The 18,586-nt window shown below is 66.1% G+C and carries 18 protein-coding genes; 12 read left to right on the forward strand and 6 right to left on the reverse strand.

All coding sequences use genetic code 11. The features are described 5' to 3' along the window. Positions 1-48: 48 nt before the first annotated feature. Complete coding sequence (locus FNL14_RS15230; protein WP_142061458.1) at positions 49-1,299, forward strand: MFS transporter; 1,251 nt, start codon at positions 49-51, stop codon at positions 1,297-1,299. A gap of 26 nt (positions 1,300-1,325) precedes the next feature. Here FNL14_RS15230 and FNL14_RS15235 read toward each other — a convergent pair whose 3' ends face one another. Both FNL14_RS15235 and FNL14_RS15240 read right to left on the reverse strand, forming a co-directional pair. Next, positions 1,326-1,829 carry an Lrp/AsnC family transcriptional regulator gene (locus FNL14_RS15235; protein WP_091415270.1) on the reverse strand — a complete coding sequence of 168 codons (504 nt, stop codon included), beginning with the start codon at positions 1,827-1,829 and terminating at the stop codon, positions 1,326-1,328. Positions 1,830-1,881: 52 nt separating this feature from the next. Then, positions 1,882-3,138 (reverse strand): MFS transporter, encoded by a 1,257-nt coding sequence (locus FNL14_RS15240; protein ID WP_255470867.1) that lies wholly within the window; start codon positions 3,136-3,138, stop codon positions 1,882-1,884. Positions 3,139-3,248: 110 nt separating this feature from the next. Here FNL14_RS15240 and FNL14_RS15245 point away from each other — a divergent pair, with 110 nt between their 5' ends. Beyond that, a complete protein-coding gene (locus FNL14_RS15245; RefSeq protein WP_142061464.1) occupies positions 3,249-4,256 on the forward strand; it encodes a LysR substrate-binding domain-containing protein in 1,008 nt (335 codons plus the stop codon). Positions 4,257-4,265: 9 nt separating this feature from the next. Then, positions 4,266-5,213 carry a BadF/BadG/BcrA/BcrD ATPase family protein gene (locus tag FNL14_RS15250; protein WP_142061467.1) on the forward strand — a complete coding sequence of 316 codons (948 nt, stop codon included), beginning with the start codon at positions 4,266-4,268 and terminating at the stop codon, positions 5,211-5,213. 6 nt (positions 5,214-5,219) lie between these two features. Here the strand turns inward: FNL14_RS15250 and FNL14_RS15255 are convergent, their stop codons facing one another. Further along, positions 5,220-6,233, reverse strand: coding sequence for a pirin family protein (locus tag FNL14_RS15255; RefSeq protein WP_142061470.1), 1,014 nt, complete (start codon positions 6,231-6,233; stop codon positions 5,220-5,222). A 249-nt stretch (positions 6,234-6,482) separates the two neighbouring features. On the opposite strand from FNL14_RS15255, the gene FNL14_RS15260 reads away from it, so the two are divergent. From FNL14_RS15260 to FNL14_RS15285, 6 genes are all read left to right on the forward strand, one after another. Continuing rightward, positions 6,483-7,580: an ABC transporter ATP-binding protein gene (locus FNL14_RS15260; RefSeq protein ID WP_142061473.1), complete on the forward strand. Its 1,098-nt coding sequence runs from the start codon at positions 6,483-6,485 to the stop codon at positions 7,578-7,580. Next, positions 7,580-8,302: an ABC transporter permease gene (locus tag FNL14_RS15265; RefSeq protein WP_142061476.1), complete on the forward strand. Its 723-nt coding sequence runs from the start codon at positions 7,580-7,582 to the stop codon at positions 8,300-8,302. The genes FNL14_RS15260 and FNL14_RS15265 overlap by 1 nt, the downstream gene beginning before the upstream one ends. Next, positions 8,299-9,045, forward strand: a complete 747-nt coding sequence (locus tag FNL14_RS15270; protein ID WP_142061479.1) for an ABC transporter permease — start codon at positions 8,299-8,301, stop codon at positions 9,043-9,045. Before FNL14_RS15265 ends, FNL14_RS15270 begins: the two co-directional genes overlap by 4 nt. Then, positions 9,042-10,004: an ABC transporter substrate-binding protein gene (locus FNL14_RS15275; RefSeq protein WP_142061482.1), complete on the forward strand. Its 963-nt coding sequence runs from the start codon at positions 9,042-9,044 to the stop codon at positions 10,002-10,004. Before FNL14_RS15270 ends, FNL14_RS15275 begins: the two co-directional genes overlap by 4 nt. Before the next feature lie 174 nt (positions 10,005-10,178). Then, positions 10,179-11,399 (forward strand): pyridoxal phosphate-dependent aminotransferase, encoded by a 1,221-nt coding sequence (locus FNL14_RS15280; protein WP_142061485.1) that lies wholly within the window; start codon positions 10,179-10,181, stop codon positions 11,397-11,399. 53 nt (positions 11,400-11,452) lie between these two features. Next, a complete protein-coding gene (locus FNL14_RS15285; protein ID WP_091415295.1) occupies positions 11,453-12,307 on the forward strand; it encodes a polyphosphate kinase 2 family protein in 855 nt (284 codons plus the stop codon). 52 nt (positions 12,308-12,359) lie between these two features. Here FNL14_RS15285 and FNL14_RS15290 read toward each other — a convergent pair whose 3' ends face one another. Both FNL14_RS15290 and xseA read right to left on the reverse strand, forming a co-directional pair. Continuing rightward, positions 12,360-12,578, reverse strand: coding sequence for an exodeoxyribonuclease VII small subunit (locus tag FNL14_RS15290; protein WP_091415297.1), 219 nt, complete (start codon positions 12,576-12,578; stop codon positions 12,360-12,362). Beyond that, positions 12,571-13,929 (reverse strand): exodeoxyribonuclease VII large subunit, encoded by a 1,359-nt coding sequence (xseA, locus tag FNL14_RS15295; RefSeq protein WP_142061488.1) that lies wholly within the window; start codon positions 13,927-13,929, stop codon positions 12,571-12,573. The genes FNL14_RS15290 and xseA overlap by 8 nt, the downstream gene beginning before the upstream one ends. Positions 13,930-14,091: 162 nt before the next feature. Here xseA and FNL14_RS15300 point away from each other — a divergent pair, with 162 nt between their 5' ends. Both FNL14_RS15300 and FNL14_RS15305 read left to right on the forward strand, forming a co-directional pair. Further along, positions 14,092-14,940, forward strand: a complete 849-nt coding sequence (locus FNL14_RS15300; protein WP_142061491.1) for a hypothetical protein — start codon at positions 14,092-14,094, stop codon at positions 14,938-14,940. 9 nt (positions 14,941-14,949) lie between these two features. Continuing rightward, positions 14,950-16,029 carry a 4-hydroxy-3-methylbut-2-enyl diphosphate reductase gene (locus FNL14_RS15305; RefSeq protein WP_142061494.1) on the forward strand — a complete coding sequence of 360 codons (1,080 nt, stop codon included), beginning with the start codon at positions 14,950-14,952 and terminating at the stop codon, positions 16,027-16,029. Between the two features lie 102 nt (positions 16,030-16,131). On the opposite strand, the gene FNL14_RS15310 is transcribed toward FNL14_RS15305, so the two are convergent. Beyond that, a complete protein-coding gene (locus FNL14_RS15310; protein WP_142061497.1) occupies positions 16,132-17,358 on the reverse strand; it encodes a DNA recombination protein RmuC in 1,227 nt (408 codons plus the stop codon). Between the two features lie 101 nt (positions 17,359-17,459). Here FNL14_RS15310 and ychF point away from each other — a divergent pair, with 101 nt between their 5' ends. Beyond that, positions 17,460-18,545 (forward strand): redox-regulated ATPase YchF, encoded by a 1,086-nt coding sequence (gene ychF / locus FNL14_RS15315; RefSeq protein WP_091415997.1) that lies wholly within the window; start codon positions 17,460-17,462, stop codon positions 18,543-18,545. Positions 18,546-18,586 lie beyond the last annotated feature (41 nt).

Consider the following 18,586-nt stretch of genomic DNA (forward strand, 5'->3'; position numbering starts at 1 on the left):
CGGGCTCCCACAAGGACCACCTGCCGCGGCAGCAGCAAAGGCGGCACCATGACGGTCTTCAGTGAGCTCCGGATGCGTCCGGCACCGGCCAGCACCGCAGGCTGGGATGCGTCCACTACGGCGCGCCTGGTGCTGGCCGGCGCCGTCATTTTTACGCTCCTGGTGGGCGCCAACCTGGCCACGCCGCTGTATCCGCTGCTCCAGGTGCAGTTGGGGCTTTCCCCGCTCGATGTTTCGGCAGCATTCACAACCTACGTCCTGGCGCTGGTGGCCGTGCTTATGCTGGCCGGCCACTGGTCGGACCACATCGGCCGCAGGGCCGCCCTCATCCTGGCTGTTCTTGCCGGCCTTGCCGGCGGCTGGCAGTTCGCCGAAGCACACACCCTCGCTGCGCTGTGCGCTGCACGGGCGCTCCAGGGCACAGCGGTGGCCCTGGCCACCGGCGCCAGCGCCGCGGCCCTGCGTGAGCTGCTTCCCAGCCGGCCGGAATGGGCGTCCCGCTTCACCCTGCTGGCATCAGCCGGGGGAGTGGCCGCGGGCCCGGTCATCGGCGGACTGCTGTCGCTGCTTCCCGGGGCCACCTCGACCCCCTACTACATCCATTCCGCAGTCCTCGCCGTGCTCCTGGTCCCGCTCTACCTGCTTCGGGCCCGCCCCGCCATCGCACCTCCCGCAGGACCAAAACCGCTGCAGTTGCTGGCACCGCGGCGTCCGTCCGTCACGCGGGAGGCGCGGGGGGCATTCTGGCTTGCCTCCGGCGTCGGCTTCCTCAGCTTCGCTGTCTTTGGGTTCTGCCTCTCGCTGGCTCCGGGCTACTTCGCCCGGATCCTGGCGGTGGACAGCCGCCCGGTGATCGGTGTCCTGGCCTGCCTGACGCTGGCAGCATCGGCGATGACGCAGCTGGTCAGCGTTCGCGGCCGCTTTGTGGTGCCCGGCGGGCTGGCGGTCCTGGGCGCTTCCGTCCTGCTGCTCGGCGGGGCAGGGGCCTGGAACAATGCAGCACTGCTGGTGGCGGCAAGCCTTGCGGCCGGCGTGGGACAAGGACTCGCTTTCCGCACCGTCTTCAACGATGTGGCCGGCCGTGTGGAGCCGGCCCGGCAGGCCCAGACCGTCAGCTCGCTGTACGTCATCACCTACCTGGGCAGCGCCGTACCGGTGCTGGGGCTCGGCTGGGCCTCGGGCGCCTTCGGCCTGGAGCAGTCCGTTGCGGGCTTTGTGGCGCTGTGCGGTTCGGCGGCCTTCATCATGGCAGCCCTTACGCTGCGCCAGGCTGTGCGGAACGAGACGGCGCGAAGGTAGTGCGGTTCGGGCCGGCCCTGACAAGGCTATTCCGGCAGCGGCCCGTGGTTGCCCTGGATATGTTCGAACACCAGCGTGGTTTCCGTGTGTCCCACCACGGGGTCGGTGGCCAGGTTGTCCAGCACCCAGTCCCGCAGATCCTCGGTAGTGGCTACAGCGATGTGGAGCAGGTAATCCACCGAACCTGACGTGTGGAACGTGGACAGCACAGCCGGCAGTTGCGGGACACGGGCCGTGAAGCGGTCGATCTGGTCGCGGTCATGTGCCCGGAGCCGGACGGCAACCAGCGCCTGCACCGATCGGCCGATGGAGGAGAGGTTGAGCTTCGCCTCATAGCCCTGCACGATGCCCCGCTCCGAAAGGGCCCGGGTCCGCATCAGTGCAGTAGAAGGCGCTATGCCCACCAGTTCGGCGAGCTGTTTGTTGGAGATCCTTGCGTCCGCCACCAGGGCCGCCAGCAGGCGCTCGTCAATGGCATCCAGGGGCTCCAGGTGCACTCCCGGCCTGACATTCCTGGCATTCGTGCTCACGGCGGCTCCTCACAGTGTTCCTGCGTTTATCCTAGACGCCCGGCGGCGGCGTTCAGGCGGCGGCGCCTTTGCGGGGTACTGCTTCCCGGGGATGGACGACGGCGACAGTCACCGCGGTGAGGCAGGCAAGGACCATTACGGCGGCTGCCAGGGCGTTCCAGCCGTAGGACTGGAAGAGCAGGCCTCCAGCCCAGCCGATGATGCTGGACCCGAGGTAGTACGCAAGGTTGTAAAGCGATGCCGCCTGCGCGCGGCCGGTGCTGGCAATGGCGCCTGTCCAGCCGGCACCGATGCTGTGGGCCGCGAAAAAGCCGCCGGTGAATACCACCAGCCCGGCGAGGATCAGCACCAGTGCCGGGGCCAGGGTCAAGGCGAGGCCCGCCGTCGAAAGGCCAAGCCCGGTGAGCAGAACTGTGCGGCGTCCGAACCGCTGGGTCAGGCCTGCTGCCCAGCGCGACGTGAAGGTCCCGGAGAGATAGGCCAGGAACATGAGGCTGACCACGGTGGCGGGCAGCCCGAAGGGTGCGCCGGTCAGCCGGAACCCGAGGTAGTTGTACACCGCCACAAACCCGCCCATCATCAGGAAGGCCTGGATGTAAAGCGCGAGCAGGCGCACGTTTCGCACGTGCAGGCCGAGGGTGCGGGCAGCGCCGCGGAATCCTGCGGCCTGGGCGGCGGTAAACCCCCGGGCCCGCGGAACAAGCACCAGGAAAGCGACCGCCGCGAGCGTTGCGAGGACGGACACAGCCAGGGCCGCAGCGCGCCACCCCCACAGCTCACCGGTAGGGCCGGCCACCAGCCGCCCGGCGAGACCTCCGAGCGTGGTGCCGGCAACGTAGCTTCCCGCGGCGAGTGCCGCGTGCGCCTTGGTCACCTCTTCGTTGAGGTAGGCAATGGCGATAGCCGGGATGCCGCCCAAGGCCATGCCTTCGAGGAGCCGCACGCCCAGGAGGAGGGGAAAGCTGGTGGCCAGGGGAACCAGCAGGCCCAGGACGGTGGCCACCGTGATACCCCAGGCCATCGCCTTGACCCTGCCGATCCGGTCCGCCAGGAAGGACCAGGGGATCACCGTGACCGCCAGCCCGACGGTCGCAAGCGAAATGGTCAGTGCTGCTTCGGCGGCGGTGACTTTCAGGTCCGAGGCCAGGATCGGCAGGACAGCCTGGGTGGAATACAGCTGGGCGAACGTTGCCACCCCGGCGAAGGCGAGGCCGAGGATGATCCGCCCATACGCCCGTGAACCCTTCGCATGCCCGTTCCAGCCCGGATCGGGAGCCTGGGAGCCGGGATGGGAGACACTGCGCTGCATCCGGCAAGCGTAGCCCTGGCCGGCCGGACCCTTCCAATGCATCTTTTATGCAAGACTCATAGCAATTCCGGAACGATAAGCCCTGCGAGGGCAGAGAGCCAGGAGGCCCCTTGGAGCCCGACCATAAGCAGTTGGTGCAGCTTCTTCCACTCCTGCCCCTGCTGGCGGAGCTGGGCCGGACGCAGCACATCACGGAAACGGCCGAACTCCTCGGAGTACCGCAGTCGACAGTGAGCAGGGCACTGTCGCGGGCCAGCGCCGTCGTCGGAACAGAGCTGCTGGTCAAAGACGGCAGGGGAGTCCGCCTCACACCCGCAGCCCGCTCCCTGTTGCCGTATATCGAGCGGGCGCTGGTGGAGTTCCAGGCCGGCCTGGACCTGGTCCGCAGCGAATCTGACGTTGTCCGCGGCAGGATCTCACTGTCCTTCCAGCACACCTTCGGCGAGTCCACCCTTCCACTCCTCATCAGCACCTTCCGCAGCCGCCACCCGGGCGCCGTCTTCACGCTGACCCAGGGAGCGCGGGATACCTGCCTGGCCGAGCTCGCCGCCGGTGAGTCGGACCTGGCACTGACTGCCCCCGTGGCCGCCGAAGGCCGCAACCTGTTGTCAGCCCTGCTGTACCGCGAGCCCCTGCGCCTGGTGGTCCATCACACCCACGCGCTCGCCGGGCGCTCCATTGCCTCCGTCACCGACATCCGTTCGGACCCGTTCGTGGCGCTCGGACCCGGCTACGGGATGCGCTCGCTGACTGATGCCTTGTTCCGGGAAGCCGGGTTCAGGCCGCGCATGGCCTTTGAAAGCCAGGACACCCACACCGTCCGGGGCCTCGTTTCCGCCGGGCTCGGCGTCAGCATCCTGCCGCCGGGCGGGGATGCCCCCGGAAGGGACATGAGCGCAGAGACAGGCAACCTGGGCTGGGTTGAAGTGCCCCTCGACTCCGCCCTGGCCTTCCGCGACGTGGGCCTGAGCTGGCGGCAGCGCAACCGGGACATGGAACCGCTGGCAGCCCGGTTGTTCCGCGAAATGGTCATCACCGACGGGCCTGGGCTCCTGGCCGGGCTGGTCAAACGGCGCTCCCGCCTGCCTGGCGCCGGACCACGCGGCGCCGCCCAGTAATCTTGTGACGTGACCAACACCGAAAACCCCAACGCCCTGCCTGCCCAACCGTCATCTCCTCCACTTAATGCGCCAGGTGGTGTGGTGATCGGCCTGGACATCGGCGGGACAAAGACCCGGGGTGTCCGGTTCGAGGACGGCGTCCCGGTAATGGACGAGTCCGCCGGCAGTTCGAACGTGCAGAACGTCACCCGTGATGAGGCGGCGCAGAATCTTGCCAGCCTGTTCGCGCGGATCGGCAGCGGCGATGTCTCCCATGTGTACGCCGGGTCGGGCGGTATTGATACCGAGGAAGACGCCGCGGCCCTCGCAGCGCTCATTGAACCGCACGTGCCCGGAGCACAGATTACGGTGGTACACGATTCGCGGCTGCTGCTCGCCGCCGGCCACGCCAGCACCGGAGTGGCCGTGATTGCCGGGACGGGCTCGGCGGCGTGGGGCAGGAATGCCGACGGCGGCGAGGCCAGGGCAGGCGGCTGGGGTTACCTTCTGGGGGATGAGGGCAGCGGTTACTGGCTGGGGCGCGAGGCGGTGCGGCACAGCCTGCGGCGGATGAACCAGGGCCTTCCGGTGGACCAGCTCACGGCCGCCCTGCTTCAGTCCTGCGGTGTGGACCATCCCAACAAGCTGATTGCGCTGTTCCACTCCCCGGACACAGGCCGGCGGTTCTGGGCGCAGCAGGCCCGGTCCGTGGTTGAAGCGGCGGCCGCCGGCCACGCCGCAAGCCAGGAGATGCTGGACCAGGCGGGTAAGGACCTCGCCGCCCTGGCGCTGCAGGTGCTGCAGCAGCTGGGCATCCAGGGCCCGGTGATCCTGGGCAGCGGACTGGGGATGAACGTGGTGCCCCTGCAGGAGGCCTTCCGGCGGCACCTTGCCGAGGCCGGCGTGACCGATGTCCGGATCCTGGACCAGGACCCGGTGTTCGGCGTGACGCAGCTGCTGGCGGAAATGGCCTGACGGACTCTACACCGCGCGCTTGCGCGGAGTGAGCCGGACGGCGGGCAGGGGCGGAGCCGGGATCCGGCCTGCCTCGGCGCCGGCATCGGGGCCATGTCCCGGGACCAGCCCGTAGCGTGCTGCCGCTGCCTTGCCGTTGGACATGGCGGCCTGGGCTTCCCACTCATCCCGGGCCTGCTCCACTTCCTCGTGCGTGCGGCCCACAAAGTTCCACCACATGAGCAGCTCCTCTTGTAAGGGCTCGCCGCCGATCAGGAGGAAACGGGTGTCCGGTGCCGCCTCAATCCTGAGTTCCCGGCGCCCGATGCCCAGGTAGCCCAGCGGTCCCGGCGGGATGTCCTGCCCGTCCACCGCCAGGCCGCCGTCGAGCACCAGGATGCCGTGCTCAAAATGCTCATTCAGCGGAAGCACGGCGCTGCCCGCGCAGGAAACCTCAGCTCCGACAATGGGTGAATACATGGTGGCAGGGGAAACCACCCCGCCCAGTTCCCCCACCATCACGGTGGCGGTAAAACCCTCACCGGCCAGGGCAGGAAGGTCCCGGTGCTGCTCAAACGCCGGCTGCCGATGCCGCTGCTCATCAGGAAGGGCCACCCACAGCTGGAGGCCGCGCTGCACCGGCAGCACGCCGTCGGACGGAAGGACGGCGAATTCCGAATGCGACACCCCATGGCCCGCTGTCATGATGTTCAGCTCACCCGGACGGACCACCACGTCGCTGCCCACGCTGTCCCGGTGCCGGATGGTGCCGGCGAGCGGCCACGTCACCGTTTGCAGCCCGATGTGCGGGTGCGGGAGCACGGACATGGCGGTGCGGTCGGGGCCGAAACTGTCCAGGAAACACCATGCCCCGATGGTGGGCAGGCCGCGCTGGGGAAGCGTCCGCTGCACATTCATGGCCCGCACGCCGCCCAGCGGCACTTCGCGCTCCGGCCATAGCTGCAAGCACGGGCCGGAACTCCCTTCCGGGCTCGCCGGCGGGCAGACTTCCTGCTGGGGGGATACTTCCAAATTGGTCACGTCCCCACTCTAAGCCGGGCGGCCATCCGGCGGTACGCCTGGCCCTCACCCGGAAGCGGCGTCATCCAAGTGGCCGCCCATCCGCCGGTGCTGCGGCCCCGAATGATTACAGTAGGGATTCCTTTGCCGGAAATGGGGTGCGATGCAGGTGTTCGCCGGTCCGGTTTGGGCTACCGTAACTATCAGCGTGCTGTGACAAATTTGCGTTGCTTTTTCGAAGCCGTCCAACAGAACAGGTAAGTCCGCACCATGGACCAGGCCATGATCGAGTTTCAGAGCGTCACCAAGCAGTACCAGGGCGGGCAGCCGGCCGTGGACCAGCTCACTATGTCCATCAGCCCGGGTTCCATCACCGTGTTTGTGGGGCCGTCCGGCTGCGGGAAAACCACCTCGCTGCGCATGATCAACCGCATGGTCGAACCCACCTCGGGTGTTATCACCGTTGGCGGCAAGGACGTCACCTCCGTTCCGGCGCCCGAACTGCGCCGCTCCATGGGATACGTGATGCAGTCCTCCGGCCTCCTGCCGCACCGTTCGGTGCTGGACAACATCGCCACGGTGCCCAGGCTCAACGGTGTCTCCAAGTCGGAGGCACGCAAGCGCGCGGAAGAACTGCTCGACGTCGTTGGGCTGGCCAGCTCCCTGGGCAAGCGCTACCCCTCGCAGCTTTCGGGCGGCCAGCAGCAGCGCGTGGGCGTGGCCCGCGCCCTGGCTGCCGATCCGCCGGTCCTGCTGATGGATGAACCGTTCAGCGCGGTGGATCCGGTGGTCCGGGACGAACTGCAGCAGGAACTCCTGCGGCTGCAAAAGGACCTGGCCAAAACCATCGTTTTTGTCACCCACGACATCGATGAGGCCACTGTCCTGGGAGACAAGGTGGCTGTCTTTGCCACCGGCGGAAAGCTGGCGCAATACGCCACGGCCGAGGAGATCCTGCGGGCTCCGGCGAACGATTTCGTGGCCTCCTTCGTGGGACGGGACCGGGGCTTCCGGCACCTTGGATTCACAGCGTCCGACGGCGTGGCGGTGCACCAGGTGCCCACGGTGGTCCGCTCGCCGGGTGGCGCATTTGAATCCGAGCCCGGCCGCGGCTGGCAGCTGGTGGTGGATCAGGCTGGGCGTCCGCTGGGGTGGACCGGCCCGGGATCCGGAACGGGAATCATTCCCGGCGGGTCGCTTTTCAAGCCGGGCGAGAGCCTGCGGCGCGCGCTGGACGCGGCCCTGTCCTCGCCGTCGGGCCTGGGTGTTGCGGTAGATCCTGAAGGCAGGGTGCTCGGCGTCGTCAGGGGCGGTGAAGTCCTGGCCCTCATCGAAGAGGCGCGCCAGGTCCGGCAGGCAGCGCTCTGATGGACTGGTTCCTGGCAAACAGCGGCATGGTCCTGGAACGGGCCGGCCAGCATATGGTGCTCGCCCTGGTGCCTATGGTCCTGGGGCTGGCGATTTCCATTCCGCTGGCGCAGCTGGCGCGCCGCCACCAGGTGCTCCGCTCGGTGGTGCTCACGGCCTCCTCGCTGCTCTACACCATTCCTTCGCTGGCCCTTTTTATCATCCTGCCCACCATCCTTGGCACCCGGATCCTTGATCCCCTCAATGTGGTGGTGGCCCTGACCATTTACGCCGTGGCGCTTCTTGTCCGCGCAGCCCTGGACGCCTTCGACTCCGTAGACCAGGACGTCAGCCAGGCCGCCGTCGCCATGGGCTACAAACCCCTGGCCCGGTTCCTGCAGGTGGACCTGCCGCTGTCCCTCCCCGTCATGTTCGCCGGGCTCCGGGTGGTGTCGGTCAGCAACATCTCCTTGGTCAGCGTGGCGGCCCTGCTGGGCGTGGGAAATCTGGGCATGCTCTTCACCGATGGCCTGCAGCGGGACTTTGTGACCGAAGTGGTGGTGGGCATTATTGCCATCCTGGTCCTGGCGCTGCTCATGGACGCCATCCTGGTCCTGCTCGAACGGATCCTCACCCCGTGGGAGCGGGCCGGGAAGCTGGGCCACCGGCAGCCGCTGGCGCCGGACGCAACTGACGCAGCCTGGCTGTTGGCCGAGCCAAAGACCGGAGGGGGAAACGCGTGAGCAACGTCTTCACGGATACCTTCGCCTGGCTGGCGGACCCCCTGCATTGGACCGGCAGCGCCGGCATTCCCGCACGGCTGGGCGAACACCTGCAGTACACGGGACTCGTGATGCTGATCGCCTCGGCCATCGCCCTTCCGGTGGGCCTGTATGTGGGCCATACCGGCAGGGGCAGGGTGGCCGTCGTCGCCATCGCCGGCGCCCTGCGTGCCCTGCCCACGCTCGGCTTGCTGACACTGTTTGTGCTGCTGGCCGGAATTGGGCTGATGCCGCCCATCTGGGCGCTGGTGATCCTCACCGTACCGCCGCTCCTGGCCGGCACCTACGCCGGGATTTCCAGCGTGGACCGCAACGTGGTGGATGCTGCCCGTGCCATGGGGATGACCGAACTGCAGGTCCTGTTCCGGGCTGAACTGCCCAACGCGCTGACGGTGATGTTCGGCGGGTTCCGGACCGGCGTGCTGCAGGTTATCGCCACCGTTTCCGTGGTGGCGTACATCAACCTGGGTGGCCTGGGCCGCTATCTGTTCGACGGACTGGTCCTCAGCGACTTCCCGCGGATGCTGGGAGGCTCACTGCTCATCGCCGTCCTGGCCATCGCCGTGGACCTTGTCCTGTCCCTGTTCCAGAGAGTGGTCCTGACACAAGGGCCCTCACAGCAGTCCCACCGCGGCCACCAGGCCGCGGTCGATCGCACAGACCCCGTCCTGGCGGAGGCTGTGGCACAAGGAGGTAAATCATGAAAGATAGCCGACCACAAGGCCTTGGCAGGCGCACATTCGGCGGTCTGGCCGCCGGAGTTGGCCTGGCCGTGGTGCTCTCCGCCTGCGGCGGATCTTCCGATCCGCTCAGCAACGCCCCGGCCAGCAGCGGCACTGCGTCCGGGGGTGCCACCTCACTGGTGATCGGTTCCGCCGACTTCCCCGAAAGCCAGATCATCGCCGAACTGTACGCCGGGGCATTGAACGCCGGCGGTGTCACAGCCACCACCAAGCCGAACATCGGGTCCCGTGAGGTGTACTTCAAGGCCGTCCAGGACGGTTCGGTGGACGTGGTTCCGGACTACACCGGCAACCTGCTGCTGCACGTGGACAAGGAAGCCACTGAAGTATCCGCTGACGAGATCGCCAAGGCCCTGCCGGGCAAGCTGCCCGACGGCCTGGCCGTCCTTGATGCAGCCAAGGCCGAAGACAAGGACGCCATGGTGGTCACCAAGGCGACCGCAGAGAAGTACCAGCTGAAGTCCATCGAGGACCTGGCGAAGGTCTGCAGCGAGATCGTGGTGGGCGCCCCCGCCACGTTCGCCGAGCGCGCCTACGGCCTGCCCGGGCTGAAGAAGAACTACAACTGCGAACCCAAGAAGCTCGAGCCTTTCAGTGACGGCGGCGGTCCGGTGACGCTGAAGGCCCTGTTGGAGGACCAGGTACAGGTGGCCGACATCTACACCACCACACCCTCCATCGCCGACAACGACCTTGTGGTCCTGGAGGACCCGGAGAACAACTTCATCGCCCAGCAGGTCGTCCCGCTGTACAACAAAGCCAAGATGACGGACAAGGCGAAGGACGCGATCAACTCGGTGTCCAGGATCCTCACCACCGATGACCTGATCAACCTCAACCGGGCCGTCAGCGGCAGCCAGAAACAGGGCGCCAAGGAAGCGGCTGAAGCCTGGCTCAAGGACAAGGGCATCGTCAAGTAGGAATCGACGCCTGCTTTTGCCCCTACGACGGCGGCTGCCGGACTTCGCGAGTCCGGCAGCCGCCGTCGTACTTTCTTTTTTCGCGTGCCGCTAGCGCATTGCGCCGGACGCGCCACCGGCGTGTGTGGCTGAGGTCTCACTGGAAGTACATCCCTGCTGTGGCATATTTGAGGAATGGCAGAATTCAAGCAGTCCACGAAGCTTCACAACGTCCTTTACGACATCCGTGGACCGATTCTCCAGGCCGCCCAGCAGATGGAGGCGGAGGGCCACAGAATCCTCAAGCTGAACATCGGCAACCCCGCACCCTTCGGCTTCGAAGCGCCGGATGCCATCCTCGTGGACATGATCCGCCACCTCCCGCACGCCCAGGGATACAGCGACTCCCGGGGCATTTTCTCCGCGCGCACCGCCGTCTCGCAGTACTACCAGACCCGCGGGATCCAGAACATCCACGTCGATGACATCTACCTGGGCAACGGGGTGAGCGAACTCATCACCATGTCCCTGATGGCCCTGCTCGACGACGGCGACGAAGTCCTCATCCCCACGCCGGACTACCCGCTGTGGACGGCATCAGTGGCGCTCGCCAGCGGCAAGCCCGTGCATTACCTCTGTGACGAGGAATCCGGCTGGCAGCCTGACCTTGAGGACATGGAAGCCAAGATCACCCCGCGCACCAAGGGGATTGTGGTCATCAACCCGAACAACCCCACCGGCGCGGTTTACCCCGAAGAGACGCTGCGGAAGATCGTGGCTTTGGCCGAGAAGCACGGCCTGGTCATCTTCGCCGACGAAATCTACGAAAAGATCCTCTACGAGGACGCCGTGCACGTGAACCTGGCCGGTCTGACCGGGGACCACGTCCTCTGCCTCACCTTCAGCGGCCTGTCCAAGGCGTACCGGGTGTGCGGCTACCGCGCCGGCTGGATGGCCATCTCCGGTCCCAAAAAGGACGCGGCAGACTATCTGGAAGGCATCAGCCTGCTGGCAAACATGCGCCTGTGTGCCAATGTCCCCGCCCAGCATGCCATCCAGACGGCGCTCGGCGGCTACCAGAGCATCAACGATCTGATCCTGCCCGGCGGACGGTTGCTGGAGCAGCGCAATAAGGCCTATGACATGCTCAACGCCATTCCGGGTGTCAACACCCAGCAGGCCAGGGGCGCCCTCTACCTCTTCCCCCGGCTGGACCCGGAGGTCTACCACATCAGGGACGACGAGAAGTTTGTCCTCGACCTCCTTCGGGAGCAGAAGATCCTCGTCTCTCACGGCCGGGCCTTCAACTGGGTGCGCCCGGACCACTTCCGCATGGTCACCCTGCCCAACGTCAAGGACATTGAAGAGGCCGTGGGGCGGATGGGGGACTTCCTAAGCAGGTATCAGGGGAACTAGCCTGTGGTTCACGGGCGCTTCGGACCCGTGAACCTTCGCGGAAAGGATTCCCCATGGCCGGCGTCGTCCAGTTCGATCAGCACCCCTCCGAGACCCTTCGGGCAGGGGAGGGGTTTTCGCTCGCCGACGTGGACCCGGACTCCACCCCCGGCTACAGGGGCGGCAAACAGGACGGCAAGGCGCTCCTGGCTGACCTGGACGATGAGCTGACCGAGCTGCAGGAAAAGCTTTTCGCAGAGTCCCGTTTCGGCGGCCGCAAGCGGATCCTGCTGATCCTGCAGGCCATGGATACTGCGGGCAAGGGCGGGATCGTCAACCACGTCATGGCGGCGATGGACCCGCAGGGGGTGCAGTTCAAGGCGTTCAAGGCGCCCACAGACCAGGAAAAGTCCTACGACTTCCTGTGGCGCATCGAGAAGGAAGTGCCGGCCGCCGGTATGGTGGGCGTTTTTGACCGTTCCCATTATGAAGACGTCCTGATTCACCGCGTTCATGGCTGGGCGACGCCGGATGAGATCAAACGCAGGTACGTGGCCATCAACGAGTTCGAGGCACGGCTCACGGACTCGGGCACCAAGGTGGTCAAGGTGATGCTGCACATCAGCGGGGACGAGCAGAAGGCAAGGCTGCTGGCCAGGCTGGACAACCCCGCCAAACACTGGAAATACAACCGCGGCGACCTCGACGAACGGGCCCTCTGGCAGGACTACATGGATGCCTACCAGGCCGCCATCGACGCGACGAGCACCCCGGACGCACCCTGGCATGTGGTCCCGGCCAACAAGAAGTGGTACGCGCGCATCGCCGTCCAGCAGCTACTGCTCGGAGCGCTGTCCGGCTTGAACCTTGAGTGGCCCAAGGCGGAGTTCGACGTGGACACCGAGCGGGAGCTGATCCTTCAGTCCTGACGTTTGGACCGGCCGGCTGGCCTTCCATCCGCTGGCGCTACATCGGCTGGCGCTACATTGGCTGGTCGCGGGCGGCGGCCAGCCGCTTCCGTGCACCTTCCAGCCATTCCTCGCAGCGCGCGGCCAGCGCCTCGCCCCGCTCCCAGAGTGCAAGGGATTCCTCCAGGCTTGCACCTCCCGCTTCCAGCCTGCCCACCACAGCGATGAGCTGCTCACGGGCTTCCTCGTAGCTCAGCGCTGCGACGTCGTTTCCTGGCGTGGGCTCAGTCATTCGGTTCTCCGGTTTCGGGTTGGGGCTGGTGAAGTGTTCGCAGGGACTCAAGCGTCCCCGTGGACGCCGCGCCGAAGCGGCCTTCCGCCACACGCACGGACAGCTGTGTTCCCGCCGGAGCCTCCGCCGGTCTGCGTACCACAGCGTGCCCTGCACTGCTGCGGCCGGCTGCCTGCGGATTGGCGAGTTCGACGACGGCGTACCCCCGGTCGAGCGTTTTCTGCGGCGAGAGGGCGCGCACCTGGGCTTTCAAGTGTTCCAGCTGGTCCGCGGCACGGACCACGGTGGAACTCACCGCAGCGGAGGACCTGCGGAGGAGCCGTTCGATCTCTTCGGAACGATCCGTTACCAGGCGTTCGGGAGTTGCCAGCACCGGCCGTGAGTGCAGCGACGCCAGGCGGTCGGCTTCCCGGTCCACCAGGCGCTCCATGCACCGGCGCAGCTGTTCCCTGGCCTGGCGCACCCCGGCCAGCTCTTCGGAAACCTCCGGCACGATCCGCTTGGCCGCGTCCGTGGGGGTGGACGCGCGAAGGTCGGCGACGTCGTCGAGCAGCGGCCGGTCCGCTTCATGGCCGATGGCGCTCACGACCGGAGTGGCGGCAGCAGCCACGGCGCGGACCAGTTCCTCGCTGTTGAACGGCAGGAGGTCTTCAAGTGCGCCTCCGCCGCGGGCGATGACAATAACGTCCACTTCCGGGCGGCCGTCCAGGTCGCGGAGGGCACGGATCACCTGGGCCACGGCAGTGTTGCCTTGGACGGCCACCTCCCGGATCTCGAATTCCACGGCGGGCCAGCGCAGGGCGGCGTTCCGGAGGATGTCCTTCTTCGCATCCGAGTCCCTGCCGGTGATCAAACCGATTCGGTGCGGCAGCAGGGGGAGCGGCTTCTTGCGGGAGTCGGCGAAAAGACCTTCGGCGGAGAGCGCCTGGCGGAGCCGCTCGATCCTGGCCAGGAGATCACCCAGGCCCACCGGCCGGATATCACGGACCAGCATGTTGAGCCGGCCGGTCTTCAGCCAGAACTCAGGCTTCAGCAGGGCCACAACCCTGGACCCGCGTTCCAGGGGCAGGTTCTGGCGCTCCAGCACCTTGGTCCAGACGGAAGCGGGGAGGGAAACTTCGGCATCGACATCGCGCAGGGTGAGGTAGGCGTTGGTGCCGCGCCGGTTCAGTTCAATAACCTGCCCTTCCACCCAGGCTGACGGCGTGCGGTCGATGTGGGCTTTCAGCTTCTGCGACAGCAACTGGAGGGGCCAGGGGTTGTCCGGGCTGGTTTCCGCTGCGGTGGCCGGAAGGGTGGTGGGACCGGACACTTGCGTACCGGGCACGGGAAGCGAGGCCTGTTCAGACATGCGGGCCCCCTTGCGGGGCTGGAGCTGAGGGCATGGGGTCCTTCGTCTGTTGTGCGGCGGTCATTCAACCATATCCATAAGCTCTACCATCCGGGGCTGACAGTGTCCGGCCAGCCGGCCCGCCTAGGATGGGTTGACCGCCATCGACCCGAAGGATCTGCTGTGCGCACTTTTGTTTCCGCCCTCGCCACCCTGCTGGCCATACTGCTTGCCGCGGTGGCGGTTCCTGCCATCTGGCTGGACCGCAACATCGTCCAGGAGCAGGGCTTCGTGGAACTGGCTGCCCCGCTGGGGAGGGAGTCGGAGTTCCAGCAGGGCCTTGCCGCGGCGGCGGTCGGAACCATCGATACCAGTGCTGTTCCCGGCTTCCTCTCCGACCTGGTCCGGCCGGCACTTGAGGACGCCGCCGCGTCAATGACAGGTCTCCCCGGATACCCGGCGGCCTGGGAAGAAACGCTGCGCAGGAGCCACCGGCTCAGTTTTGCCGAACCGCAGGCAGGAGCGGAATCGGCGTCTGCCTCGTCCCTCACACTGGATGTGGCGCCGCTGGTGGAGCTCGGGGCCGAAGAAATCTCGCGCACCACCCGGCTCCCTCTCGACCCTCCGGACCAGACCCTGATTAATGTGGGACAGCCCCAGCAGAAGGAATGGACCGAGCGGTTGCGCACCTATGCACCTGCCGGCTACCTGCTGGCCGGGGGAGCGGTGGTGGCCTTGCTTCTGGCACTGGTAGCAGCGCGCCGCCGATGGACTGTACTCGTCTGTGCCGGAGTGGGTGCACTGGTTTTGTCCGCGGCCTGGACAGTGGGCTCGCAGCTGGGCTCGGCCGCCGTGCTGGCAACGGACAGCGGCAGCGAGGTGGCGAACATGTTCAGGGACGGGTTTGTTCCTGCTGCCGCCCAGGACTTCGGGGGCTGGACGTTGGCCACGGCAATCACGGGCGGCGTGCTGCTGGTGGTGGGCATTGTGGCCGGGTTCATACCGCGGAAGCGGGCACGGCCAACCCGGTAGCATGGAGTAATGACCCCCTCAGCTGTTTCCCTTTCGATGCCCACCATTCCGCGTCGGCGCCGCTCTCCTGAGGAAGTAGCTGCTGCAGCCCCCGTGGCCGGAACCAAGAAGGTGCTGCTCGCTGCTCCTCGTGGATACTGCGCCGGCGTGGACCGTGCCGTCATTGCCGTTGAGAAGGCCCTGGAACACTACGGCCCTCCGGTGTACGTGCGCAAGCAGATTGTGCACAACGTCCATGTGGTGAGCTCCCTGGAGGAAAAGGGCGCCATCTTCGTCGACGAAACGGATGAGGTGCCCGAAGGCGCCCTGGTGATTTTTTCAGCGCACGGTGTCTCACCCGCTGTGGTCCAGTCCGCCGAAGACCGTGGCCTGCGCACCATCGATGCCACCTGCCCGCTGGTTACCAAGGTGCACAAGGAAGCCGTCCGGTTCGCCAAGGACGATTTCGACATCCTGCTGATCGGCCACGACGGCCACGAGGAAGTCGAAGGAACGGCCGGCGAGGCTCCGGAACATATCCAGATCATCAACGGCCCGCACGAAGTGGATAAAGTGCAGGTCCGGGACCCGGAGAAAGTCATCTGGCTTTCCCAGACCACCCTCAGTGTTGACGAGACCATGGAAACCGTCCGCCTGTTGAAGGACCGGTTTCCCACGCTGCAGGATCCCCCCAGCGACGACATCTGCTACGCCACCACCAACCGGCAGGTGGCCATCAAGAAGATCTCGCCGCAGGCGGACCTGGTGATCGTGGTGGGCTCTGCCAACTCGTCCAACTCCGTGCGGCTGGTGGAGGTGGCCCTCGAATACGGAGCCAAAGCCTCCTACCGGGTTGACTTTGCCAATGAAGTTGATGAGGCCTGGTTTGAAGGCGTGGCCACCGTTGGCGTCACGTCCGGCGCGTCCGTACCCGAAGTACTGGTGCAGGACGTGCTGCGGTTGCTGGCAGACTACGGCTACGGCACCGTGGAGGAAGTGGTCACGGCCGAAGAAGACCTCCTCTTCTCCCTGCCCAAGGAGCTCCGGGCAACGCTGAAGCAGGCTGGCGACGTCAGCCGCGCCCTGGGCGGCCGCAAGTCCCGCAGCTGACATCGGCAGCTGAGCCCCGGCTACGAGACCCGGCTAAGAAAATATGGGAGTTCGGGCGTGGCAGCTGTTGCTGCCAGGCCCGAACCTGTTACTGGACGCTTTTCAGGCGGCTTCGTCCTCGCTTTGGAGTTCCGGGGCAGCCACTGCCCGCGGCGTCACCTCCACAACAGGCGGTGTGACCAGGCCGGATTCCTCCAGGGTGTTGAGCTTGCGGGCCGTGGGCAGAACGCGGGCTTCGAGCGTGCCCACCATCGAGTTGTAACGGTCCACGGAGGTCTTCAGCGATGACCCCAGCTTGGTGACGTTCTCGCCCAGGGTACCCATCCGGTCGTACAACTGCCGGGCCAAATCGAACAGTTCACGTGCACTGTCCGTGAGGACGTCCTGCCGCCAGGTGAAGGCAACGGATTTCAGCACAGCCAGCAGGGTGCTCGGGGAGGCCAGGACCACGTTCCGGGACAATGCGTGATCCAGGAGTTCCGCGTCGGAGGTCAGTGCGGCCGCGAGGATGGATTCGGCCGGGATAAAGCAGATCACCAGTTCCGGCGAGTTGCCGGGAATGTCCCAGTACTTCTTATTGCCCAATGCGTCCACATGGGCCCGCAGAGCCTTGGCATGCGCGGCCAGGAGCATCTGCTGCGAGCGGTGGCCAGTGGCGGAAACGGTCCCGGACGGGCCTGGCCTGGAATCATGTGCTCCGAGTTCCTGGGCCTCAAGGTATGCGGACAATGGGACCTTGGCGTCAACCACCAACTGCTTTTCGCCGGGGAGCTGGACCACCAGGTCGGGGCGCACGGACGACTCATTGCCGGTGCTGTGGACCTGTTCGATGAAGTCCACATGGCGCAGCATTCCGGCGGCTTCCACCACGCGGCGCAGCTGGACTTCGCCCCACTGGCCACGGGCACTGTTTGACCGCAGTGCAGATTCCAGGGCGTGCGTGGACCGGATCAGCTGCTCGTCCGAGAGGCGCGCTTCCTGCAATTGCTGGGCAAGCTGGCCGTACTGTTCCAGCCGGTCCCGCTCCAGCAGGGCCACCTGCTGCTGCACTGCCGTCAGTTTCTCCGCCACGGGCGCAAGGGCACGAAGCACACTGCCGTCCTGGGACCGCGATTCGCCCAGCTCCCGGTTCTGTGCCGCCAGAAGCCGCCGTTCGGCGTCGGCCGCCGCGAACTGAGCGCTGACTTCCGAAAGCCGGGACGAGACGGCGTCGAAGTCCTCCTCCACCGCACGGCTGCTTTTCCGCAGCGCAAACCAGGTGGCCGCAGCGCCCGCCAGGGCGCCCAGTAACAGCATGAACAAAGCCAGAATCAACGCGAAAGCATCCATGTGCCCACTGTCGCACGGGGCTGTGACATTTTGCCGAAGCGACATTTCCAGCGGCCGCGGGCGAACCGGCAGGATGTCCGCTGCGGGTAGAATCAATGCTCGTGGCTCTTACTATTGGCATCGTCGGACTGCCCAACGTCGGCAAATCAACCCTCTTCAACGCACTGACCCGCAATCAGGTGCTGGCAGCGAACTACCCGTTCGCCACCATCGAGCCCAACGTAGGCGTCGTCAGCCTGCCGGATCCGCGGCTCCAGCAGCTCGGCGAACTCTTTGGCTCCCAGCGCCTCCTGCCCGCAGCCGTGTCCTTTGTGGACATCGCCGGCATCGTCAAGGGCGCCAGCGAGGGCGAAGGCCTCGGAAACCAGTTCCTGGCGAACATCCGCGAAGCGGAAGCCATCGCCCAGGTGGTGCGTGTTTTCGATGACCCGGACGTCATCCACGTTGACGGCAAGGTGGATCCGCGCTCGGACATGGAGACCATCAACACCGAACTGATCCTCGCGGACCTGCAAACCATCGAAAAGGCCATTCCGCGGATCGAAAAAGAAGTCAAAATCAAGAAGCGCGAAGCCGCAGAGCTGAACGCCATCCTGGCCGCACAGAAGGTGCTTGAGCGCGGCGACACCATTTTCTCCTCCATCAAGAGCGACAAGCTGGAGATGGAACACCTCAAAGAGCTCAGCCTGCTGACGGCCAAGCCTTTTATCTACGTCTTCAATGCCGACGAGGGAATCCTCGGCAGCCCGGAGAAGCAGGAAGAACTGCGCGCCCTCGTTGCCCCGGCTGACTGCATCTTCCTCGATGCCAAGCTTGAGGCCGACCTTGTAGAACTGGACGAGGAAGAAGCCCGCGAGATGCTGGAGATGAACGGCCAGGACGAATCCGGGCTGGACCAGCTGGCGAGGGTCGGCTTCCACACCCTGGGACTCCAGACCTACCTCACCGCCGGTCCCAAGGAAGCCCGCGCCTGGACAATCCACCGCGGCGACACCGCACCCCAGGCTGCCGGTGTCATCCACAGCGACTTCCAGCGCGGATTCATCAAGGCCGAAGTGGTCTCTTTTGATGACCTCATCGAAGCCGGATCCATGGCCGAGGCCAAATCGCGGGGCAAGGTCAGGATCGAAGGCAAGGAATATGTGATGGCCGACGGCGACGTAGTGGAATTCCGCTTCAACGTCTAGGTGTTTCGCCACGATAGTGGCGGGTACATAAGATACGTTCG

Source organism: Pseudarthrobacter sp. B4EP4b, assembly GCF_006680095.1.
Classification (GTDB): Bacteria; Actinomycetota; Actinomycetes; order Actinomycetales; family Micrococcaceae; genus Arthrobacter.